This is a genomic window from Bacillus sp. FSL R5-0439 (assembly GCF_038008805.1).
Classification (GTDB): Bacteria; Bacillota; Bacilli; order Bacillales; family Bacillaceae; genus Bacillus; species Bacillus safensis.
In genome coordinates this window covers 1,464,275-1,487,992 of sequence record NZ_JBBOZW010000001.1, presented here as the reverse complement: position 1 = coordinate 1,487,992, position 23,718 = coordinate 1,464,275, and the positions used below count along the sequence as shown (strand labels likewise).

Genomic DNA, 23,718 nt, shown 5'->3' with positions numbered 1-23,718 from the left:
CCTCTTATGTAAAAGAGCCTGGCAGTGCCAAGCCCGGCAGCCTGTTTACATGATTCCTGCAATCATTTGATAAAGACCTCTCAATCCATATTCTGAAGCAAAGCGAATCACAAGCAATGCCACAATCGGCGAGATGTCAATCATACCGATTGGCGGAATAATTTTACGAAATGGTTCTAAATACGGTTCGCAAATATTTGTCAGAAAACGGCCAAACACAGTTTCTCTTGCAGATGGCACCCATGACATAAAGATGTAAATAATAATCGCGAATGAGTAAATCGTTAATACCGTTCCTAAAATATTAAAAATGAAATTTAGAATCACTATGATTTACCACCTCTGAGGTTCTTCCTCTGTCAATAGCTCTGATATTGTGCCAGATACATCTACATTATCAGGTGTGCAGAGGAATATATTCGAGCCAATACGCTGGATGTCTCCACCGATTGCATAAACGGTTCCGCTTAAGAAGTCAATGATTCGCTTTGCTTGATCATGCTGAATGCGCTGCAAATTCACGACGACTGCACGTCTGTTTTTAATATGGTCTGCAATCTCCTGCGCTTCTGCATAAACACGCGGCTCACTTAACACCACTTTAGAGGATTTCTGCACGCTTTGCAAGCTGACAACATTTTGTTTTCCTGTCTGCGGGCGCTCTTGAAATGCTGCTTTGTCCTTCGTTCCTTTTTCTTCTTGAACGGGTTCTCTTTCTTCATCAATATATTCGTACTCATACTCTTCATCGTCGAGAGTGAAAAAGCTTTTAAACTTATTTTTTATGCTCATGTCACGCACCTCCTGTTTCATTTCCAACAAGTGAAGAGCCAATCCGAACGAATGTCGCACCTTCTTCAATTGCGATTTCAAAATCATTTGACATGCCCATCGATAAATGCTGACAAGGTGCATTTACTTGGTTAAGATGTTTTACTTCTTCTTGAAGGTTTTTTAATGCTTTAAAACAGTTGCGAATCACAGTGTGATCCTCTGTAAATGGAGCCATCGTCATCAGTCCTGCAATTTCAATCTGTTTGAAATCAGCGAGCTGCTTCACAAATGGAATGACGTCTTCACTTTTCAAGCCGTGTTTTGACTCCTCAAGTGATGTGTTCACTTGTACAAAACAGCGAACTGTGTGATCCGCTCTTTTTTCAATTTCATTCGCAAGAGACATTCTGTCGAGCGAATGTAAGTAGTCAATTGTCTGAATGACTGATTTCACTTTTCGTGTTTGTAAACTGCCGATAAAGTGCCAGTTAATGTTTTCATCGGTTATGGCCGCCTGCTTTTCAAGTAACCCTTGGTCTCGATTTTCACCAAAGTGCACAATCCCTGCTTCCTTGGCTTCTAGTGCTCGTTCAATCGAGACATATTTTGTCACAGCGACGACTGATACATCTGCTGGTTGTCTACCGGCTCTTTTACATGCTTCGTTTATTTGTTCATTTATTTGTCTGAGATTCTCTCGTACATTCAATTGCACTTATGCCTCCTTAAACCCGACAAAAGACATCATACGTCCTGTTTTCCCTTGATCACGCCGGTGTGAGAAGAAAAGCTGATCATTGCAGCTTGTGCACATCGAACTGACATGTATGTTTTCTTCTTTTATTCCTGCATGAAGCAATACGTTTTTGTTTAGTGTTTTCAAATCAATTTTATATTGTCCTTGTGAAATCTCGGAATACACATCCTCTGTTGAAAAAGGAAGCTGTTTCACTTGATCCATGACGACGTCATCGACTATGTAGCAGCAGCTGCCAATGGATGGTCCAATGACGACTTGAATCTGATCGACCTTGGCACCTTCTTGGCTGACCCATACATCAACCATCTTTGCACCAATTTGCTTGACGGTTCCTTTCCAGCCGGCATGAGCCGTTCCAATTAATCCGTTTTGCGGAGCTAGAAAATAAAGCGGAACACAATCAGCGAAACAAAGAGCGAGCATCATGTTCGTCTCAGACGTATATAAACCGTCTGTACCTGGCAGTGCCTCATCATAATGAAGACTTCCTCTTCCTCTTTGCTCCTTGGTGACTTTCAGGATGCGATCCTCGTGTGTTTGGTCTGCAAACACCCAATCAGAGAGCGGCACAGCAGCAGCATCTGCTATGACTTGACGATTCATTTGAACACTAGAAGCATCGTCTCCTACATGGAGTCCAGTGTTCAATGATTGATATGGAGTAAGGCTGAAGCCGCCATTTTTTGTTGTAAATCCGGCCAATACCTCTTTACCAGAACATGTCATGTTCGTCCAATCATGAATGGTCATTGCATATGGTGATTTCTGCTGAAAGGGGTCATATTTGTGTGTCAAAGCTGCCTCCCACCTTTCATTCATCTCTCTTTATTTCGCTCCTATTTTACCACAAGACATACATAGACAGTTAGTGGGATTCATTAAATATTACACTCAAATGTGCCCTTTCTGCAGGTTTTTTTTCAAATTGATATGAAAACGTAATCTTTTTACCCGAAAAAGACATTGTTTGCTAAGAATGAAGAGTTTATTTTAAGGAAAAATTGAATGATTCATTGAGGAGTTATACGAATTAAGAAGACAAGCGGACAAGTATCACATCTTCGCCAATTTTTACTATATTTCGCCATGGGACAATCATTTCCTCTTCTTTTCCGAAAAATCCCATCATTTTACCTGTGCCGCCAATAATAATCGCTTGGATTTTGCCGCTTGTGACATTAATATCAATGTCCCCAATGGTACCTAGTTTTTTCCCGCTGGATACATCGACGACATCCTTGATTTGGAATTCAGAAATGCTGATCATCTGTCCTTCCCCGCCTTTCGTTTTCTACTATAATATGTATGATGGAAAAGCAGGGACGCAGACCAATAGTTTCTTTTATCTACAATTTACTTAAATGCGGACGGCCATTTCTCCACATGACATCTACCGGACATTCAAAAAAAGAAGAAAGCAGGCCGCTTGTCATCATCTCTTTTGTTTCTCCTTGATCAAAAACAGATCCATTTTTTAATAATAAGGTATGCTGAAAAACAGGCAGAATCTCCTCTGCATGATGGGTCGTATAGAGCAAAGTAGGCGCATCAGGCTTTGCTGCAATCAATGAGATGGTCTCCAGCACTTGCTCTCTTGCTAGAAAATCAAGACCCGTCACAGGTTCATCTAAAATCAAGAGCTGCGGATCATTCATTAAAGCTCTCGCAATCAAGACTTTTTGCTTCTCTCCCTGTGAGAGTGTTTCATAAGTTCTGTTGGCATATTTGAATGAACCAAATGCTTTTAATAGATCAATGGCTTTCTCTCTCATTTCATCTGTCGGGGTTTCATAAAGCCCGATAGAAGCAAATGCGCCGCTCAGCACAATTTCAAAAGCATTGTCGTCTCTGTGCAATTTCTTTTCAAGTCCTGCTGAGATGAGTCCAATTTTCCTCCTGAGCTTTTCACCAAGAGCCTCCTTGCCAAAGACATGTCCCAGCACTGTCATCTCGCCTGACGTGGGGAAATAATAAGAGCAGAGCATATTTAATAATGCGGTTTTCCCCGCACCATTTAAACCGTAAAGTACCCAGTGTTCCTGCTTGTTCACCTGCCAGTCAATAGACTCAAGCAGCCATTTCCCATTTCGTTTTAATGAAACATTCTTCAATTCAAGTGACACGATAACTTCCTCCTGAGTAAAAATTCTGAATATACAAATAATGAATGTTTACAGCATATCGCAAATGCTCTTTCTGGTAAACCTCATGTAAAAAAGCTGCTCCTTTTTAGGAACAGCTTTTTTTATGGTTACGAAATTTCAATTCGTACGCCTTCTTTTATATCAGGAAACGTGTGCGGGGATGCAAATACAGCTCCTGGTAATACATCATCAAACGGCTCTTGGAAGTAGATCGAAATATGGCCGAGCTCTTTAAAGTTGTCATTTGCTTTATTGCCGAGGGCTGTGATCGTGTACGTTTGATCGCCCACTTGAATGGTTCCGCCCAGCTTCAGCGGCTCTTCTTCTAGATGTTCGAACTCATGAATGACAGACATATCTCTTAATTCCTGCGGCGCTGCGGGTCCAAATAATACAATCAGCTTATCTTCTTTAAATTGCGGGACTAAGATCCCAATTTCTTTTACGACAGATTGTGTTACCATGTATCTCGATTCCTCCTTTAATACGTTTAATACATACCGAAGCTAGCAACGTATGCGATCACAACAGATAGAACCCCTGTAATGAGACGGCTATACAAAACAGCTGGTACCCCATATTGTACCGTTTCCGGCTTCGCTTCACCAAGTGACAGCCCCACTGGAATAAAATCACACCCTACTTGACCGTTGATGGCAAATAGTGCAGGAAGTGCAAATTGAGGCGGAATGTTTCCTAGTGCGATTTGACTACCAATCAGAACGCCGATAACTTGGGCAATGACTGCTCCAGGTCCTAAGACTGGTGATAGGAACGGCAATGTACAGACCACTACGAGCAGTAAGAGCCCCCAAAGAGATCCTGCCAAAGGTGATAGAAAATGGGCAATCAGGTCACCAATTTTTGTATAATTGATAATTCCAATTAACATACTGACAAATGCCATGAATGGAATAATGTTTTTCAAAAGCATATCAACCGAATCACGGCCAGCCTGGTAGAACGTACCGGTGACTTTCCCAATTCCACGCGAGAATCTCATCAGAAAATTGCCTTTTTCCTGCCGCTCGATATTTTCCTCTTTCAGCTTTGCATACGTCTCTTTGAAATTCTCTTTGTCAATCGACTCACTGTTTTCCTGACCTTCTGCTTTTGCCTCACCATCAGATGCTTCTGCATAGGAAATATCTTTTTCTGTTACGCCTGATACGAAGATATCTTCTGTAATATGTTTAGCAAGCGGTCCAGAAGGAGAGGATGCCAAAACGTCTACAGTAGGAATGCGTTTCATTGGATAAAGTCCGATTCGCGCTGTTCCTCCGCAGTCAATGACAACACACATCATTTCATCTTCTGGTATGGAGTTTTTAAAGCCGTCACATGCTTCTGTCCCTGTCATTTCTGCAATTTTACGTGCAACTGGGTGAATGCCTCCACCTGTAATGGAAACAACCTTTCTTCTTTTACCAGTTGGTTCAAGCTCTAAGCCTTCTCCCCATCCGCCAGCACCTTTTGCAACAAATACTTTGTGGTTTGTCATGTCTAACCCTCCCCTATTGTGAATTCGCTTTCATTTTTCCTGCTAAATATTTTGTAATCCATTCAGTAATGATTCCGCGTAGTAAAATGACGACGATCCCGACTAAGAAGTAACGAACAGCAAGCTCTGACATTGAATATCCAGCTTCTTTAATCCCGTTCGCAATTCCCAAGTAGACAAATAGTTCTCCTGCGTTGGCATACGGGAACAGTGATGTCACCGGATGAACAAATGAAACAGCTGAATCATAGAATGCTGGTTTTTGTTTTTCAGGTAAGAAGCGGCCAAACGTATAAGCCATTGGGTTTGTCAAAATAAGAACGGATAAGATCGGCATTAACGTGTAGCGCAAAATGGTATACTTCGCTGCAAACTGAATGGCTCTATTCACTCGCTCTTCTCCAATAAATTTCATGACAGCATAAGTGAAAGTAAGTAACACAACAAGCGTTGGAACGATACCTGTAACAAGACCCATGAATTGCTTTCCGCCGGCTTCAAACATTCCGATAAAGTGCTCTCCAAACCATTGAATCCATTCCATGTTTCATCTCCCCTTTCTTTAGTTCACATTTGTTATATTTTTTTTCGAAATCGAGACAAGTGCCTGCTCAGCCGCCATGGATAGTGCTTGCATGACAGCTGGCGTCTTTTTACGTTTTTTCAATGTTTTCTTCATCATGTGGTGCTCGTCCAGCACAGCCCCTACATGCTTTCCTTCATATGAAGGAACTTCTTTAAATTTAGATAAGATCGACACGCCGCCAAGCACATGACATTTTTGAATGATATACGATTCATCCACAATGATGAGCGCAATGGCCCCAGGGCCAACTTTGCGCCGTTCCATTCCTGAAAATAAGTGATATCCCTGTTTCCCTCTGTAGTCATCAATTAGTGAGTCCATGCTTTTGCGGTAATACTTGATCTGAATAAAAGATAATCCATACTGCACGATGAGAATGATACAAAGTACGATTGCTAATTTTTCCATAGCTTCACGTCCTTATGATTGAAATAAGTGATCTTGTAATGAACGCAGCTTCCAAACCGTTGTGTTTGAATCAAGCTCTACATCATCATGAGTGAGGAACTGTCCTAATTTGATGTCTTTTTTCGCTACGACTTTTCCGCTGATTAAGCCAATTGGAATATGACCGTTCGATTTCATGTCTTGATGCGTTTCAAGTACACCTCTTACGGAGTATCCGCCAATTCCGTCAAGTGATTCTCCTGCTTGAATATCTCTTTTCGCAACAGCGACTGTTTCTGACACTGGTACACCAATCGGGTGGATCGATGAGTCATGCTGTAAGACCGCTTTGGCGATGGTAACAGGTGTTTCAAGACTCGCTAAATGGAAGGGACGGTAAAGCGTGTAGTGAGGACCTTTTCCAACTTTTAAGTAACGAAGCTCTTCATCTACTGGCTCAAGATCACTCTTGACGATAACGAATACGCCTGGTGCTAGCCCATTTACATATTCAACGACTCCGAAGTTATCGAGCACGCCGCCTTGTTGTTTTTGATTCAATTTATCTGCTACATTCTCTAAATTTGCTTCGACTCCGTGCATACCGACTTTATCTGGCAAAAGCCCTGTCGCGTTACTTAATAAGTTCATTTCTGCCATTGTTTTTGTTCCGTCTTGGAAGGCAGCGAGCATATGTGCACTCATATGTTTACTATCTGCTTCTGCTTTACACGTATCTGGATTTGCTTCTGGGAAGAATGGGTTGTTCTTGCCTTTCCCAGCAACGAGCACCTCAAGTCCCATTGTTTTCGCAAATTCATATAATTCTAGTGTTGCTGCCGGTTCGTCACCAGCTGATCCAGAGTAAACAAGTCCTGCATTTGTGAATAATTTATGCATCACCAAACCGATGGTAATATCAACTTCTACATTTAAAAGAACGAGATGTTTTTTTGAATTAAGCGCTTCCAAAGAAATGTTTGCTCCGACTTCTGGAACACCTGTTGCATCTACAACTACTTCCACAAAATCTGATTGAATCACTTCTCTATAATCATTTGTGACGACCATTTGATGCGGCTTCGCATGCAGCTTGTAAAAATTCGCTGCCTTCTCTGCTGCACTAAGGTGAATATCACAAACACCTGCTACAATCATGCCAGGAATTTTAGAAATTTGTGAAATGAGTCCAAAGCCCATTTGGCCTGCCCCAATAATGCCTACTTTGATTGGATCTCCACTGCGTTCTCGAGCTAACAATTGTTGATAGATTGACATAAAAATCATCCTTTCAGGTTTTCTTGCTTCTCGGGTAGATTGCTAGAAAAATAATCTGAAACTTTTAACAAATGTTATAAAAATTAACAAAAATCTGTTTCTTGTAACATTTGTTATTTTATTTATCATTTGTTATGAACTTAGTTTATATGATGTGTCAACTTTGTGTCAAGCTAAAATCGATAAAATTTTCAATCTTTTTGAGTCTAAAGACTCAAAAAAACTACCTAATATGATTAGGTAGTTACTTTAACAAGGCATCTCCTGTTCGTTCATCCGTAATTAATACATGAATTAATCCACCTTCTAATGCTGCCCTGATCGCTTCAATTTTCTCTTCGCCTCCAGCGACACCAATGACTAGCGGGATTTCCTTCAGCTTTTGCGGGCTTATGCCCATTACCCGGTCGTTCCACGGGTGGGGATACACTTCCCCTTGATGATCAATAAAGTTATAGCAAATGTCACCCGCCACATCCTTCGCTTGAAGAATATCCTCCTCACCGCTTGTCATATAAGATTTCACCATCGTTGAATGCTGCGGAACCCCGCCAATTCCGACAACCGCAATATTTGATGATTCTCCTAGTTTAATCACTTTTTTGATTGATGGCTGCCGGATTAGTACGTCCTTCGCTTCTTTCGTATCAAGCATAACAGGCACATGTAAAAACTCACATTTAGATTTGAGTGCTTCTGTGCACCTTGCAATAATATAGTTGGCGTGGATATCAACATCTTCGTTTCCCACACCCCCGACAAGCGGAACAAATGTCACGGATGGAAAGTGCTGAACTGACGTAAGCGCTTTCGCCATTTCATGCAAAGTGGTTCCTGAGGAAAAACCGATAACTTGTCCATCCTTTATTACTTTTAACAAAAAGCCTGCCGCTGCAGCGCCGATTCGGCTTTTGGTTGTTTCTTGGCTGAGCGTTTCCACACAGACGACTTCTCGCAGCCCATATTTCCGCTCTATTTTTCTTTCTAATGATCCATATTGTTGATTCACTTCATCATGAATAATGATTTCCACGATTCCTGCTTCACGTGCTTTTGCCAAATATTTCGATATGAGCGAACGGCTAACCCCAACAGCTTCTGCTATTTTAGATTGAGTGGCGCCTTCTTCATAATACATATGCGCAACCTTTATGAGCAGCCTTCTTTCATCATGGAATGTCATAATAACCCTTCTTTCCGCTTAAGTGTTCCCTAACAAATGATATCTAAAATAACATTTGTTAAAAACAGATTAAATGAAAAAAATAACAGAGTCAATACTAGAGACGTGCTCTCTCACAAGAATGAAAAAAGCCGCACATGAAGCGGCGGCTTTAAAAGATATTTTTATTCATTTGTTTGATGGCTGCTTTTTCAAGTCTTGAGACTTGTGCTTGAGAAATCCCGATCTCTTCAGCGACTTCCATTTGCGTTTTTCCTTGGAAGAAACGTTTGCGGAGAATCATTTTTTCTCGATCATTCAATCGGCGCATTCCCTCTTTTAAGGCTAATTCCTCTACCCATTGTGTGTCTTTGTTCCGATCATCACTAATTTGATCCATCACATAAATCGGATCTCCTCCGTCATTATAAATCGGTTCAAACAAAGAAACAGGATCTTGAATCGCATCTAGGGCAAAGACAATTTCCTCATGAGGCACTTCCAGCACTTTGGCAATGTCTTCTGCCGTTGGCTCCTTGCTTGTCTCACTAATCAGCCTCTCACGGACCTGAAGCGCTTTATAGGCAATATCTCTTAGTGAACGAGACACCCGAATCGGGTTGTTATCACGCAAGTATCGACGGATTTCTCCTATGATCATAGGGACCGCATAAGTTGAAAATCTGACATTGTGGCTTAAATCAAAATTATCAATTGATTTCATTAATCCGATACAGCCTACTTGGAAGAGATCATCCACATACTCGCCTCTGTTGTTAAAACGCTGAATCACACTTAAAACCAACCGCAAATTGCCATTGACTAGCTTTTCTCTTGCTGTATCGTCACCTTCATCTTGCAGCTGTCTGAACAATTTTCTCATCTCTTCGTTTTTCAGAACAGGCAGTTTGGAGGTGTCGACTCCGCAGATTTCCACTTTATTTCTGGACACTTTTTTCCCTCCCTACAGGAGCTGTTGTACAAAGTTCAGTATCTCCTTGGGATGGAAAAATATGCACGAGTGATGATGAGAATCATGAGAAAAGAAGTTGATTCCTTTGACAGCAAAGGGACAGAGCTTTCAAAAAAATTTTTTTAGACCATTTTGTTAAATTCTTTTTGTAATCGTTTAATAATTCTTTTTTCAAGCCTCGAAATATACGATTGAGAAATTCCTAGCATGTCAGCGACATCTTTTTGGGTTTTTTCTTCGCCGCCGACCAAACCGAACCTGAGCTCCATGATCTGCTTTTCGCGGTCATTTAATTGCTCCAGCGCTTTTTTCAAAAGTTTTTTATCTACATTTGCTTCAATATCCCGCGTGATAATATCATCATCTGTTCCAAGGACGTCTGATAAAAGCAGTTCATTTCCGTCCCAATCAATATTGAGCGGCTCATCAAACGACACTTCTGAACGAATTTTATTATTCCGGCGCAAATACATCAAAATCTCATTTTCAATACATCTCGAAGCATATGTCGCGAGCTTGATCTTTTTTTCTGGGTTAAATGTATTGACCGCCTTAATCAGGCCAATGGTTCCAATACTAATTAAATCCTCTATATTAATCCCTGTGTTTTCAAATTTTCTTGCGATGTAGACCACCAACCGCAAATTTCTTTCGATCAGGATGGCTCTTGCTGTTTGATCACCTTTTGGTAATTTGACAAGCAGTTCCTGCTCTTCATCCTTTGATAATGGCGGCGGCAGCGCCTCACTACCACCAATATAATAAATCTCATCACTCTTTAGACCTAGCTTCATGAGGAGTTTATACCAGTAGTAAGTGAGTTTAAATTTTAATTTTTTCATCTTCTTCTCCCTTCTAAATGTCAAGTTGACCTCGTAAGATAAAAGACATCACCAAAACTTAAGACACCCCTTGGATGATTTTTCCGTCTAACATATCTGGATGAATGATGGATTGAAATTCCTGATCTGCTGATAAACCGCTTAGACTCATGCCTACAAAACACTTGGCTGGCTGGATCATATGTGTTTTTGAATAAATGATGACCGTATCTGGTTTTAAGCATAGAAGAAACCCGTGATCATGACCGACCGCTCGATATGGAACAAGTCTTAAACGATCAAGAAGCGGAAATCGATCATCTAGCTTTTGCATCACTTCAACAGGATGAGACTGCTTCATAAGCTCTATAAAAGGCTCTCCGCAAATGGACATGAGCTGATCGGCCTGAACAATCATCACAGGTGTTTTCGTCATAGGATCATACAGCTGATTGCCAGAATCGACGAGTCCCTTTAGCCGGATGGTCTCTCCGTGAATGTGTATCTCCACAAGTACTTGTTCATCAAACTGTCTTTTTTTCGCACCGACCTCTCCTAATCTTTTCTTTGAAAAGAGCCAAATCGCAGGAAAGCCAGTTAAAACGAAAAGCCAGCTAATGGGATCACCAAATCCATCATTTTGTGAAATCAGCAGCCCGTTTTGAATAACAGTATTGGTTTGTAAAAACGAATGAACCCCGATCATGCCTCCTCCCATCAAAAATGTGACAAAGTAAAAAGCAAACAGGTTTTGAAAAAAGGAACGAAATCTTTGAAATCCAAAAGTTGCAAGCACGATCAAGACAGAAAAAAGCAGTTTGCCTAGAGGGTGTGACACAAACATTGCAAATGGTGTAAAGAGCAAGAGAACAATGCTCGATCCAATCAGAGCTCCTAACATATATCGCCTTTTTTTTACTTGTCGTTTGAGAATAAATGCAGTGAGTAAGAGAAGCAATAGATCAAAACAAAAGTTTAACAGCCAAATCACATCTAAATAAATGACCACCTTCTGCTCCTTTCATCTGAAACAAAGAATCAAAAGCAGTACTTGCACTTGTTTGTACCAGTATAAAACAGCCATGAGATGGAAGTCTGTCAATTCTTGTTGGGGATGATAGAGAACTTTTGGTGGATTGTTATTGTTTTTGTCGAGGAATGAGAGCGTAAAGCAAGGGAGTGTGCTCCTGGACAAGCCTTCAAACAATTGTTCGAAATGAAAAAGACACACTCCTAGGAGTCGTGCCTTTTTTCAAGGATTATTTTTCATTGATATTTAATGTGCCTGGAGCCTTTTGTCGTGTGACATTTCCATAATCATCCCGCACAATCACTTCAATGACTGCACCTTTTGCTTTGGCAGTAGAGGTAGCTGTCCAGTAGCCTTCATATGTTCCGTTAGCTACCTCGCGAAGCGGCAGCTCTGTTGTATTTTGCAGCTTTGATCTAGCATTTGTCAGCGGCATATGAATGACAAACGTTGCGTCTAACTTTTCTCTGCTGTGAAATGAAATTTTAACAGACTCACCTGATGATAGATTGACATTCTCTGCTGGGGTCAGCTTCGAAATTTCAGGTGCTTCGTATTGAACATCGATATCGACTTTTTTAGTCGTTTTGTTTCCTGCTGCATCTTTCGCTGTTACTTTGATCGTATTTTTCCCGTTTTCAAGCAGTATTCTTGCAGTATATTTCCCATCTTTTATTGCTGCCTTTTTTCCATCCACAGTGACTTGATCAAGATGATCATCCGTTACCTTTCCTTCTACAGTGAGAGATTCTTTGTTAGACTTTTCCCCTTTTTTCGGTGTATCTATCGTTAACGCTGGGGCTGTTTGATCAATGATCACCTTTACTGATTTGGATTTTTTCGTTGCGCCTTTATCCGTAACAGTAGCAGCCGTGAATACATGCTCTCCGCTTGACACTGTGACCTTCTCTTTGAAAACACCTGACTGGTCTGCTTTTACTTTGGCAATCTCTTCATCATTTTGATAGATCGCTACATCAAGCCCTGGAGAGGCTTTTCCTTCAATCTCCAGTTCATCTTTGTTCGTGACCGTTCCTGCTTTTGGAGACGTTATTTCTGGTACATCTGCTTCATATTGGACAAGCGCACGAATCATATAATTTCCCTCTTCTTTTGGAGAAGGAGAAAAGGCACCGCTTGTCAGCTGCCAACTTCTTTCAGCATTTGGTCCATCTTCATCTGTTGCAAGGCCTGGAGATTCCGTATTCTTTTTCGTTTGAATATAGACAAGGTAGAAATCTCCCTCCACCGTAATGGCTTGATCTTCTAAATCTACTTTTGTCCATTCACCATTGCGCAGCGCATTCGCTTTGAAAGGTCCAGCGACTTTCTCACCTGGAGCGCCGTCCTTCCCGGATGCATCATACACTTCAACCGCAAATTCATTCCCGCCAGGGGCTGGCCACTCTGTTGTCCAGAAACGGAAAAGCCCACCTGTGACTTGCGCTTGTTTCTTCCCCTTTTCTAATGAAAATTTCACCGCCCAGCCATTGCCAGGATCATAGAACGCCCGCGCATTTTCAGCTGTTCCGTCATCGTAGCCAATTTCGCCAGCAAAACCGATGAATGGTTCAAGCTTAATTGCTTTTTCAAGCGGCTTTTCTGTCACATCCGCTGTAAACGAATATCCTTTAAACCCTTTCGCAAATACTTTGACTGTATACACACCGCTCAATGCCTCTAGAGAAAACTCGCCAGATTCATCTGTTTTGACCGGCTCAATTTTCGCATCTTCTACAAGATAAACCGTGGCATCCTTGACTTTTTCACCCGTTGTTTCGTTTACAATTGTGCCGGAGATCGTTCGTTTCTCAAGTGGCTGCAAAGAGAAATTCGCCTCTGCCGTGTCATTTGAGGAAATATTGACTTTTTGGGTGCGTGATTCAAATCCATATGCTTCAGCTTTCACTGTAAACTCCCCTGCACCATGAGAAAGCTGATATCTCCCTGTCGCTTCATCTGTGTACGTGGACTTGCCGCTTTCAAGAACACTGATTTCTGCCTTCATCGGAAGAGCTTTGATAGACGGAGCATCTAAGCTTTTTTCCTTTTTCATCTGGACATGTTTTTCTTTTATTTTAGCAGGCTTTGCCCTTTTTGGATCGACGGGTTTCTTCTGCTCCTGTGCAGGCTTTTCTTTTTTGATGATGCCAAGTTGTTTCTTTGCCTTTTGAGGCAGAGCTTGATCTGTTATTTTCACATCATCTAAATAAAAACCGTCTTTTGTCACACTGCCATCCGTTCTGAGCTGAAAAATAACCCTCACATTTTGACCTTTGTAGGCCGATAAATCAACTTCTCCTTTTGTCCATGCACTTGTTTTACCTGTATAGGCTGCCACCTGGACAGCATCTTCCCCCTCAGGCTGCACATGAATATGCACATAGTCATAATTTGCTTCAAGGTCATGCCAGTATTGATATTGTAAAAAGGAGGAGCCTGACTCAGGTACAGCAATCATCGGCATGGATAAATGAGCATCTGTTTGATTTTCATAAGGACTGTCTAGGTTCGTGGCGTAGACATGATCTCCAGTAAAGGCTTGTTTCGGACCTGTGGTCGGCTTTCCCCACTGCCAAGGATCTTTTGTTCCACCACTGAACCATCCACTAGGCCACGCTTCAAAATCTTGCGAGTAGCCAGTCGTGATGGATGTTTTAATCGGAAGCGTATACGGTTCTGATGCGGCTTCATTTTCTCCAAAATCTTTCACAATCCATCGGTACGTGACGTTTTCTCCCTCAAGTTCTGGCAGCTGGACAACATATGTCCCCTTTAAATGATTTCCATCCGTACGTTTTGCTTGCAGCGTCTCCCTTTTCCCTTGATCCACTTGATAGCTCAAGGAGACATTTGTCACAGCTACTTCATCTTCGGCTGTGATGCTTAGAGGAGTTGGCGTAGAGGCAAAAATTTCATTCGGTCCTTTATGAGAAAAAACAGGTGGTTCTGTATCTTCTCCTTCTTTTGTTACCTGTCCTTCAATCTTGCCAATTCCATCTGTTAATGCTGTGATCGCCTCTCTTGCATCAACTAATCCTGCCCCATAGCCATTGTTAGGGGATTCCGGGAATTGCTGATCTGTCAGCGGCTTTGCAGTATCAATGAGAATTTCTTCGATCTCTTCCACAGACAGATCTGACTGTACTTGGCGAAGAAGAGCCACAACAGCTGAAACATGCGGACCTGCCATCGAGGTTCCATTCCAGCCATCCTCATACCCTTTTCCAGGTATAGAAGAACGAATGTTTACCCCTGGGGCCGCAATATCTGGTTTCATGACGCCATATGGAGAGGGACCTTGCAAAGAGAAAGAACCCAATTTGTTGTTTTGATCTGTTGCACCCGTCGCAAAGGCTTCTGGATAGTTCGCAGGATTTGCAATAGATCCCTCACCGCCAGGGTTAAATAAATCCGTATTACCAGCTGAAAACTCTGGGAAGATGTCTGCCGCTCTCCAAGCATTGACCACATCTTTATACCAATCATCAAGACCAGGCCCGCCGCCCCAAGAATTATTCACTACGTCAGGTGCCTTTTCTGGATGAGGGTTTCCGTTTTCATCTTTTGGGGCTAAAATCCATTCACCTGCGTCAAGCAGATCAGCATCTGATCCACCATCTTCTGAGAAAGCTTTCACCGCAATCCATTTTGCACCTGGTGCGACGCCAATTTGATTCTCTCCATTTGGCTCAGAGCCAACCATCGTTCCCGTCACATGTGTACCATGCTCTAAATCATCGTATGGCGTTTCAGAACCTGTCGTTGCATCGTACCAATTGAATTCATGTGAAGGTTCATTCGGACGTGCAGGATCAAATCCGCGGTACTTTTCTTTTAATGCAGGATGATCCCATTCCACACCTGTATCAATACTTGCCACAACGGTACCAGTACCGTCATAGCCTAAAGCCCATGCTTCTGGGGCATGAACTTGAGAAATATTCCACTCGATTCCATCTGCTGCTTTGATTTGTTTGTTCGGCTTTGAAGTCTTCAAATCAACAGGACGATGAATTTGACGGATTTCATTTGGGAGCACTTGATCTACTTCTGGGAAGGAAGCAACCTTTTCCATGACTTCTTTCGTTCCCGTCACAGCGAGACCATTCACAATATAGTACGAATGAATATCCTTCACTTGCTTTTTCTTTTGTGCCTTTTGTAAATAAGCAAGCAGCGCTTCCTGCGTCTCTTCAGATGTTGCTCTTAGTTCTGATACAACAGCTGATCTTTTTGTGTACTGCGTTTTAGCAGCTGTTAACTTCTGTTTTTTTGCTTTTGACACAGCATCCTTCGCCACTTTTTTGACATTTGTTTGTTCCTTCATTTTGACTAAAAAGGTCACCTTGTCTTCTTGTTGAAACTGTTTCATTAACCTAGATGAGATCTTGGCTTTTGTTTTCTTGGAGGAAACAGCTTCCTCTTGATATGAGGTAGAAGTCGATTTTGCTTGAACCATCCCAAAGCTTGTCATCGTTAAAGTACCAATCACCAAAAGACTCATCAAACGATAGCCGGCGGTTTTGTGAAACTTCACTTTCAATCAAATCCCTCCTCCTCAAATGGTCAAACAGAGTGCGGGTCTCACTCCTCCCTTTCCTTTGTTCATGACAAGATTCATGGTGTTCTATTTAATGTAGTCAAATAAAGATCATCATTTTGTCGCTTTTTGTAATAGGATTTAAAAATGATTCTTTTTACTTAATCACTCTAAGCCAAAATACATATTTTGAATGAAGTGACCCAGACAGATTTAAGACTTTTTGATTAGTAGTCATACGGGTTTCTTTATATATGAGACATGAAAAAAATCCCCTTCCAATGGAAGGGGATGAGTAATACTTGATTAGCGTTTATTACGATTGCGCAAGAACGTTGGGATATCCAGCGTATCATCGCTTGATTGTGTATTTTGTCTCGGCTGAGATGATGGCTGCTGATGCTCCTCACGTTTCACTTCACGCTTTTGAGGAATGGATTGATTTTGCTTTAATCCTTGTCCTAATGGATTTCTTTGTGGTTTTGTCACCTCTGGCTCTTGCTCAATAAATCCAGTTGCGATCACGGTTACCACAATTTCATCCTTCAAGTTATCATTAATGACAGACCCGAAAATCATGTTTACATCTTCGTCAGATGCAGAAGCAACAATGTCCGCTGCTTCTTGTACCTCATAAAGGCTTAGGTTCGTACCACCAGTAATATTCATGATGACACCTTGTGCACCATCGATTGCCGTTTCCAGAAGCGGTGAAGAAATAGCTTTCTTCGCAGCTTCAGCAGCACGATTTTCACCTGTTGCGACACCAATACCCATAAGAGCAGAACCTTTATTAGACATGATCGTTTTCACGTCAGCAAAGTCAAGGTTGATTAAACCTGGTGTAGCAATAAGATCTGAGATCCCTTGAACACCTTGTCGTAGTACGTTATCTGCTGCACGGAATGCTTCAAGCATTGGCGTGTTTTTATCAACAATTTCAAGCAAGCGATCGTTTGGAATCACAATTAATGTGTCAACTGCTTCTTTCATAGAAGCAATTCCTTCTACTGCTTGAAGCTGACGTTTTCTTCCTTCAAATGTGAAAGGACGAGTCACGACTCCAACTGTCAATGCACCAGAATCTTTTGCGATTTTTGCAATGACAGGTGCAGCACCCGTACCAGTTCCACCGCCCATACCAGCAGTAACAAAGACCATGTCTGCGCCTTTTAATACTTCTTCAATCTGTTCTTTGCTTTCCTCAGCAGCTTTTTTACCGACTTCAGGATTCGCACCTGCTCCAAGCCCTCTTGTCAGCTTAGCACCGATTTGCATTTTCGTTTCTGCTTTTGATAGATTTAACGCCTGTGCATCTGTATTAACTGCAATGAAATCGACACCTTGTACGTCATTTTCGATCATTCGGTTGACAGCGTTATTTCCGCCTCCACCTACTCCGATTACTTTAATTGATGCTAGGCCGTCTATATTTGTTTCAAACTCCAACATGCTGAATCCTCCTAATCCGTCGAAAATCTAATTCTATTCCCAGAACATATTAAATAGTTTTTTCATTTTGCCCGGTTTTTTATTTGTCTCTTCTTGTGCTTTTTGTTTTACTTTCGGTCTTGGCTGCGCTTCTTTTACTTGTGGTGCAGAAGAAACCGGCTCCATGGATGCGCCTACTTCATGAAACGCCTCATCCGGCATTTGGAATCCAACCTGTCTGCCCTGAATCTTTGCATTGCGATAAGCAAAGTGGATCAGACCCACTCCTGTCATATACTGAGGTTCTCTCACCCCAATATAATTCGGACTTGCAATTCTAACATTGTTTTGCAAGACCGTTTGTGCAAGAGAAAGGATACCTGGTATAGCTGCCTGTCCACCTGTTAGAACGAATCCGCCAGGCAAATCATGGACACCCATATTTCTTAATTCCTCTGCCACAAAGAGCAAGATTTCTTCCAGCCGAGCTTCGATGATATTGGCCGCTTCAAGCTGTGTATACGTCTGTTTCTGATCGGTACCGATGACAGAAACTTCAAATGTTTCCTCAGACGATGCCTCATCATAAAACGCATGTCCAAATTGTTTTTTGATTCGTTCAGCTTCTTCAGTAGAAGTTCTAAGTCCTATAGACAAATCTTTTGTAATGTTCTCTCCGCCCAAAGGGATACTGTGAGTAGAATAGAGATGCCCGTTTTCAAATACGGAAATCGTTGTAGATCCGCCGCCAATATCGACGAGAGCTACCCCTAGATTTTTTTCATCTTTCGATAATGCTGCTGAGCCCGATGCGAGCGGCTGCAAGCAAATATCCATAATTTCAATTCCAGCTCTCTCTACACATCGGAGCCAGTTATGTAGAATCGTTTTAGAACCTGTAATTAACGATCCATCCACCTCTAGCCGAACACCAAGCATTTTTTTCGGATCAGTGATCTCATCTCTTCCGTCGACGATAAATTGCCTCGGGATGACGTCTACGACGAGATGTTCTTGAGGAATAGATACTACCTGTGCAGCATCTAAGACACGTCTCACATCTTCAGCATGTATTTCTTTGTTTTCACTAGATACTGCGACCACGCCGCTCGTATTCTGAATATGAATGTGGTTTCCGTTAATTCCGACAATCGCCTTTTGTAAAGGAAAACCTACCATTCTTTCAGCCTGTTCAAATGCTTGTCTAATAGAATGAACTGTCTCATCTATATCAACAATCGATCCTTTTTTTAACCCTTCTGAAGGGACATTTCCAACACCTATAATGTTAAGCGAATCATCCGCCATTTCTCCGACGATGACTTTAATATTGGATGTACCGATGTCAAGGCTGACGTAAATTTCATTGTTGTTCATTCTATGGCACCTCCTCACATATCAATACTTTCTATTCTATTATTTGCTGAACAACAATACAATGAATGTGTTTTTACAAGTGTGTAACAAAACTTAAAAAATCAACATTTTTTATTAGGATTACTGAAAATATTCGTTACATCATATGTATATCCTTTTTTATGACTCACTTTTTTTCTTTTTTTCTCTAGAAATTGTCCATTTAGTTAGTAGAATTCTTCGAATAACTGCTATATTTTGAAACAATCTAACGCCGAAAGCAAACATTCCGACTAAATACAAGTCTACACCAAGATGGACGCCCAGAAAAGCTAAACTTATTGCAAGTATAATATTAAAAAAGAAGCCTGATACAAACACTAGTTCATCGTATGCCCCTTGCAGATGTGCCCTGATTCCACCAATCAATGTATCAAGTGCAGCAAGTACAGCGAGGGAAAGATAATTAGAATACTCATTCGGTATCGTAAAATTTGTTAAGAAACCGATCGCAACTCCTATGATTAAGCCAAGTACAGGAAGCCACATTAAGATTTCCCCTCCTTTACATCGTCAAGAGGCTTCAACTCGTTTACCTGAATTGCACCGTCATATGCTTTTAATTGTATTTGTTGCTTTGGCTGGCTAATACTCAAGCCGAAATTTTCCTGAGCAAACAAATCAGCAATATCTGATACATTTAAACGGCTGTATAATTTGTCGGCCTGGTCGCTGATCATCTTGATGGTCACTTCATCACCATCTAAGCTGTAGCCATCCATTTTTGTCGTGCCATTAATATCTCGAATCACACTAGTATTAATCACACGGTGGTCATTAATGGAAATATGCTTTGCCCCATACATATTGGCTTCGTTGATTAGCTTTTTCAGAAGATCAGGCGGGATATTTTTCACTTCTTCTCCAGTCAGATCCTTTGAGAAGAGCTGAGAGATATCAACTTCAATTCCCTCTCCTGTCACTTCTGTAAAACCAGCCTTTTCTTTTAAATCTTTTAATGTTTTTGTTAGTTGAGCTTCTTTTGATTGATCACCTTGATGACCATACTTTTTCAGCATTTCATCATATTTATCAATTTCTTTCAGTAAATCCAATTCTTTACTTTTAGATGCAGATAAATCCTCTCTTAGCTCCCACACATCGCGAGTATCACGAACTTTGGGCTTTTGCAATGAGTTAAATTGGATGGAGACCATGATGCCGAATATCACCATTAAGACTGTCAAACTAAGTAAAGGCTTCTTTTTCCTCAACACCACTCACCTTTTCACTTTTAATCTTTGTGTTTTAAAAGAGGATTCATACGAATATCCTTTTTTTCAATCGTCATCGAAATATGATCACTTGTCAGCTGATCGACCACTCCTCCTGCAATATTTAATGCAGGTATTAACACAGCCGGATCACCGATAGCAGAAATGACAAACGGCGCTGGATGCTGAACACCGTCAACTGTGACAACTGGGCCGTTGCAATGTATGTATGATTGGTGTGTAATTCTCTGTCCGTTAATAGATACGGCAGAGGCCCCTGATATAAACAGTTCGTTTATCACATGAAAAATGTGGCTCTCATGAACAATGTAATTATTGACATTTTGTCCACTCGGGATATAAGATGCATCTTCAAGGGATACTTTTACCCCTTTTCCTTTTACGCCGATCTCTCCTGTAAACATCCTGTATTTCTCAACATCTTCCAATACATTAAAATACTGCTCTTTTTCATTTTTCAAATTGGACTCAGTGGCTTGAACCTGTGATTGAAGGCTGTATAATTCTTTTTCAAGTTTCTGATTCGCCTTTTCTTGCTTTGTCAGCTGACTTTTCAAGGAGTATTCTTTTTTCCATTGCTCTGTGCGAATGACCTCTGCCTGATGCTGCTTAGTATATTGGTATGAAAAAGAAATCAGAAAACCAAGAACAAGCATTACAATTGAGAATATAACTGTTTTGCCTCTCAACGTTCATCTTCCTTTTTCTTAGATTTAAACGCTTCAAAATACGTCGCGACTTCCATATGGATTGTGCCTTTTTCAGAAGGTGAAAGTTCTTTTACAATGGCAGGATAGGTTTCCATTTTATCAGCGAATGTTTTAATTGATGCAATCACAGTGTTCCCATCATTCATATAAAATTTAACGAGCCATTGGTTTGAGCTTGTCGGCACATAATATATTTCCGAGATGAGTTCCTGAATAGAGGCTGGCAGCTGATTTAAAGATCTTACAGTTTGCTTCAGCTTCTCTTTATTGTCCCAATCCACAAAAATAGGTCCTGCATGACTTGGTGTGACTTCTTCTGGTAATGCTGTCCCATTTTCAAGAAGCTCATAGTATAGATTTCCCTTTTGAAGATACGCAATATTGGCATATTCTTTGACAGCAATACTGACCTTATTTGGAAAATGTTTTTTGATACTGACACTTTTAATCAGTTTGTTTTGTTTAATATGATCTGCTGTTAAATCTTTATTTAAATTCCAAAACTCTGTTTCGCCTTCTTTGATTTGAGAAAGTTTCACAAGCTGTTTTGTAGGGACATGCTCGTTACCCGTAATAGTTAAAGAAGAAATTTTACTGATTGGTGTCTGCAAATAAATAATGATTAAAACCATGATAAAAAACAGTAGAATAAAAGAGATTAGTCTCCGGTTCGCTTTCTGCTTCCTTTGTTCTTTAATTTTAGGAATTCGTTCTTCTATATTGACGATCTTTTCATTTTCATGATCAGGTCGCATGTATATTCTTCACCCCATTCAAAGCTGCTTGTCCACACCTTTGGGTCATCATTTTGATGAGAAAACAAACGGCATTCTTTCATGCCGTTTGTTTTCCTGTGATGCCATCATTCATAAAAACTAGCTTTTAATTTGCTTCACCGATAATTTCTACTTCTGTATGCATATCTACATTGTAGTCATCTTTAATTTTCTTTTGGATGTACTGAATTAAGTCCAGCACGTCTTGAGCAGTAGCACCACCAGCGTTCACAATAAAGTTGCCATGCATATCAGAGATTCTTGCTCCGCCAATTTGGTACCCTTTTAAATTCGCTTTTTCTACAAGCTGTCCTGCATATTCAGGCAGCGGATTTCGAAAAATACTTCCGGCACATGGTCGATTATAAGGCTGTGTTTCCTTACGATAGTCTTTATTTTGCTGCATTTTCTTTGTGATTTTCTCGCGATCATCCTGTTTGAGCTTAAACACGGCCTCGAGAACAATGCCTGGTCGTTCCTTTTGAAGGACAGATGTTCTATAGCTAAAGTTCATCTGCTCATTTGTTAGCCACTCGATGCTGCCATCTTCAAATAAGATTCTCGCTTTCACAAGGATCTTACTGATATCAGATCCGTGCGCACCTGCGTTCATATAAACAGCACCGCCAATAGATCCCGGGATACCAGCTGCAAACTCCAGCCCTGAAAGACCCTGCTTACTAAGAGACGTTGCAAGCCTTACAACCGAATAGCCGCCGCCAACTGTAATTTCTTCATCATTTACAGTTAAATGATCAAGTCCAGCACCTAACTTCAGGACAACGCCACGTATTCCTTTATCAAGTACGAGTAAATTCGACCCTCTCCCAATAACCGTCCAGTCCGCGTGGTGTTTTTTTATCTGATCCATGATCGTTTTAACTGCATCGATATCTTTAGGAACAATCAATAGATCTGCCGGCCCGCCTATTTTCATTGTCGTATGATTTGCAAGCGGCTCATTTTCAAGCACTTTACCGACTTGCGCTTCTAATAATTCATTCTTCAAGTTCTCCATATTACCCTCCGCCTTACCTAATATCATTCCATCATGTAGTCGTAATTTCTTTTAATACATTATATAAACGTCCAGCCGCATCTGGTACTCCCAGTTCTTTTGTTAAGCGGCTCATTTCGTTTAATTTTTCTTCATTACCAGCAATTTCATCAATGGCATGAAGGAGGCTCTCTCCAGAAAGCTCTGATTCTCTTAAAACGATTGCAGCGTCATGCTTTTCTAATGATCTTGCATTAATTTCCTGATGATTTGCTGTGACGTATGGGCTTGGAATAAAAATAGTTGGGATTCCAAGGGCTGTCACTTCAGCAATCGTTGTGGCACCCGCTCTTGCAACAATCACATCAATTGATTTCAAGTACTCCGGCATTTGGTGCAAGAAAGGCTTTGTGATCATATTAGGTGCTGCATCTTTTTCCTTTAGTTCGTTCAGCACTTTTTCATAATGAACCTCACCTGTGATATATAAAAGCTGATAGTTCTTAGCCTTTAATTCATTTTGCATGTCAATGACTGCTCTATTAATCGGTGCAGCCCCCCGGCTCCCGCCAAAAATAAGAACTGTTTTTTTCTTTTCATCCAGCCCAAACTCTTTAAGAGATTTCCCCTCTTTTATAGAGACGACTTCAGAGGCTCTAGGGTTTCCCGTAAATACAACCTTTTCAGAAGGAAAATGTTCCTTTGCTTCTTCAAAACAGATGGCTACCTTATCAACATATCTCGCCAGAAACTTATTTGTGATTCCAGGCAGACTGTTCTGTTCGTGAATAATAGTCGGGATTTTCAGCTTAGAAGCTGCATAAACAACAGGGCCGCACACATAACCACCTGTTCCAATGACCGCATCTGGCTTGAATTCTTTTAAGTAAGATTTACTTTTTTGAACGCCCTTTAGAAATCTCATCACCGTTTTTACGTTATCAAAGGAAAGCTTTCTTTTAAAACCTGAAATTTCTATGGACTTGAAAGGGATATTTTCTCTTTCTACAATTTTCTTTTCAAGTCCATTTTCAGTACCAATATATAAAAATTCTACATTAGGATGCAGTCTTTTCACTTCTTTAATAAAAGCTAAGGCCGGATAAATATGTCCGCCTGTTCCGCCTCCACTGATTACTATACGCATTATACCATTTCCCCTCAATTTTTTTCTGCTCTGAACAAAGTATAAAC

The 23,718-nt window shown here is 41.0% G+C and carries 24 protein-coding genes; all 24 read right to left on the bottom strand.

Features of this window, described 5'->3' with window-relative positions:
• Positions 1-45 precede the first annotated feature (45 nt).
• The 24 genes from NST59_RS07530 to murG all read right to left on the bottom strand — a co-directional run bounded on the left by NST59_RS07530 (position 46) and on the right by murG (position 23,671).
• Positions 46-327, bottom strand: coding sequence for a YggT family protein (locus NST59_RS07530; protein ID WP_041084921.1), 282 nt, complete (start codon positions 325-327; stop codon positions 46-48).
• 6 nt (positions 328-333) lie between these two features.
• The gene (gene sepF, locus NST59_RS07525; RefSeq protein WP_003212271.1) at positions 334-792 is read right to left on the bottom strand and encodes a cell division protein SepF; all 459 of its coding nucleotides are present in this window, start codon (positions 790-792) and stop codon (positions 334-336) included.
• 1 nt (position 793) lies between these two features.
• The gene (locus NST59_RS07520; protein ID WP_039183105.1) at positions 794-1,483 is read right to left on the bottom strand and encodes a YggS family pyridoxal phosphate-dependent enzyme; all 690 of its coding nucleotides are present in this window, start codon (positions 1,481-1,483) and stop codon (positions 794-796) included.
• A gap of 6 nt (positions 1,484-1,489) precedes the next feature.
• Positions 1,490-2,353, bottom strand: coding sequence for a peptidoglycan editing factor PgeF (gene pgeF / locus NST59_RS07515; RefSeq protein ID WP_039178375.1), 864 nt, complete (start codon positions 2,351-2,353; stop codon positions 1,490-1,492).
• A 211-nt stretch (positions 2,354-2,564) separates the two neighbouring features.
• On the bottom strand, positions 2,565-2,801 hold the full coding sequence (locus NST59_RS07510) for a YlmC/YmxH family sporulation protein (protein WP_008344958.1): 237 nt from the start codon (positions 2,799-2,801) through the stop codon (positions 2,565-2,567).
• A gap of 79 nt (positions 2,802-2,880) precedes the next feature.
• Positions 2,881-3,657, bottom strand: coding sequence for an ABC transporter ATP-binding protein (locus tag NST59_RS07505; protein WP_039178373.1), 777 nt, complete (start codon positions 3,655-3,657; stop codon positions 2,881-2,883).
• A 128-nt stretch (positions 3,658-3,785) separates the two neighbouring features.
• Positions 3,786-4,142 carry a PTS glucitol/sorbitol transporter subunit IIA gene (locus NST59_RS07500; protein ID WP_007499733.1) on the bottom strand — a complete coding sequence of 119 codons (357 nt, stop codon included), beginning with the start codon at positions 4,140-4,142 and terminating at the stop codon, positions 3,786-3,788.
• A gap of 26 nt (positions 4,143-4,168) precedes the next feature.
• Positions 4,169-5,179 (bottom strand): PTS glucitol/sorbitol transporter subunit IIB, encoded by a 1,011-nt coding sequence (srlE, locus tag NST59_RS07495; RefSeq protein ID WP_024426936.1) that lies wholly within the window; start codon positions 5,177-5,179, stop codon positions 4,169-4,171.
• Between the two features lie 13 nt (positions 5,180-5,192).
• The gene (gene srlA, locus NST59_RS07490) at positions 5,193-5,723 is read right to left on the bottom strand and encodes a PTS glucitol/sorbitol transporter subunit IIC (protein ID WP_003210918.1); all 531 of its coding nucleotides are present in this window, start codon (positions 5,721-5,723) and stop codon (positions 5,193-5,195) included.
• 18 nt (positions 5,724-5,741) lie between these two features.
• Positions 5,742-6,173, bottom strand: coding sequence for a transcriptional regulator GutM (locus NST59_RS07485; RefSeq protein ID WP_039178369.1), 432 nt, complete (start codon positions 6,171-6,173; stop codon positions 5,742-5,744).
• Between the two features lie 12 nt (positions 6,174-6,185).
• Entirely contained in the window at positions 6,186-7,430 is a 1,245-nt protein-coding gene (locus NST59_RS07480) for an NAD(P)H-dependent oxidoreductase (protein ID WP_327841980.1), read from the bottom strand.
• Positions 7,431-7,674: 244 nt separating this feature from the next.
• Positions 7,675-8,613: a sugar-binding transcriptional regulator gene (locus NST59_RS07475; protein ID WP_039178363.1), complete on the bottom strand. Its 939-nt coding sequence runs from the start codon at positions 8,611-8,613 to the stop codon at positions 7,675-7,677.
• A 151-nt stretch (positions 8,614-8,764) separates the two neighbouring features.
• Positions 8,765-9,544, bottom strand: coding sequence for an RNA polymerase sporulation sigma factor SigG (gene sigG, locus NST59_RS07470; protein WP_024424250.1), 780 nt, complete (start codon positions 9,542-9,544; stop codon positions 8,765-8,767).
• A 143-nt stretch (positions 9,545-9,687) separates the two neighbouring features.
• On the bottom strand, positions 9,688-10,407 hold the full coding sequence (sigE, locus tag NST59_RS07465) for an RNA polymerase sporulation sigma factor SigE (RefSeq protein ID WP_007499746.1): 720 nt from the start codon (positions 10,405-10,407) through the stop codon (positions 9,688-9,690).
• Positions 10,408-10,465: 58 nt separating this feature from the next.
• Positions 10,466-11,395 carry a sigma-E processing peptidase SpoIIGA gene (gene spoIIGA, locus NST59_RS07460; protein ID WP_039178359.1) on the bottom strand — a complete coding sequence of 310 codons (930 nt, stop codon included), beginning with the start codon at positions 11,393-11,395 and terminating at the stop codon, positions 10,466-10,468.
• 250 nt (positions 11,396-11,645) lie between these two features.
• The gene (locus NST59_RS07455) at positions 11,646-15,962 is read right to left on the bottom strand and encodes a S8 family serine peptidase (protein ID WP_445285723.1); all 4,317 of its coding nucleotides are present in this window, start codon (positions 15,960-15,962) and stop codon (positions 11,646-11,648) included.
• Between the two features lie 303 nt (positions 15,963-16,265).
• The gene (ftsZ, locus tag NST59_RS07450; RefSeq protein ID WP_024424252.1) at positions 16,266-17,411 is read right to left on the bottom strand and encodes a cell division protein FtsZ; all 1,146 of its coding nucleotides are present in this window, start codon (positions 17,409-17,411) and stop codon (positions 16,266-16,268) included.
• A gap of 33 nt (positions 17,412-17,444) precedes the next feature.
• Positions 17,445-18,767, bottom strand: coding sequence for a cell division protein FtsA (ftsA, locus tag NST59_RS07445; RefSeq protein ID WP_024424253.1), 1,323 nt, complete (start codon positions 18,765-18,767; stop codon positions 17,445-17,447).
• 159 nt (positions 18,768-18,926) lie between these two features.
• A complete protein-coding gene (locus tag NST59_RS07440; RefSeq protein ID WP_003210988.1) occupies positions 18,927-19,295 on the bottom strand; it encodes a small basic family protein in 369 nt (122 codons plus the stop codon).
• Complete coding sequence (locus NST59_RS07435) at positions 19,295-20,020, bottom strand: DUF881 domain-containing protein (RefSeq protein ID WP_058837740.1); 726 nt, start codon at positions 20,018-20,020, stop codon at positions 19,295-19,297. Before NST59_RS07435 ends, NST59_RS07440 begins: the two co-directional genes overlap by 1 nt.
• A gap of 20 nt (positions 20,021-20,040) precedes the next feature.
• Positions 20,041-20,730: a DUF881 domain-containing protein gene (locus NST59_RS07430; RefSeq protein WP_039178348.1), complete on the bottom strand. Its 690-nt coding sequence runs from the start codon at positions 20,728-20,730 to the stop codon at positions 20,041-20,043.
• The gene (locus tag NST59_RS07425; RefSeq protein WP_039178345.1) at positions 20,727-21,506 is read right to left on the bottom strand and encodes a cell division protein FtsQ/DivIB; all 780 of its coding nucleotides are present in this window, start codon (positions 21,504-21,506) and stop codon (positions 20,727-20,729) included. Before NST59_RS07425 ends, NST59_RS07430 begins: the two co-directional genes overlap by 4 nt.
• Positions 21,507-21,633: 127 nt before the next feature.
• Entirely contained in the window at positions 21,634-22,545 is a 912-nt protein-coding gene (gene murB, locus NST59_RS07420; protein WP_041084933.1) for a UDP-N-acetylmuramate dehydrogenase, read from the bottom strand.
• 31 nt (positions 22,546-22,576) lie between these two features.
• Positions 22,577-23,671: an undecaprenyldiphospho-muramoylpentapeptide beta-N-acetylglucosaminyltransferase gene (gene murG, locus NST59_RS07415; protein ID WP_058837741.1), complete on the bottom strand. Its 1,095-nt coding sequence runs from the start codon at positions 23,669-23,671 to the stop codon at positions 22,577-22,579.
• Between the last annotated feature and the right edge of the window lie 47 nt (positions 23,672-23,718).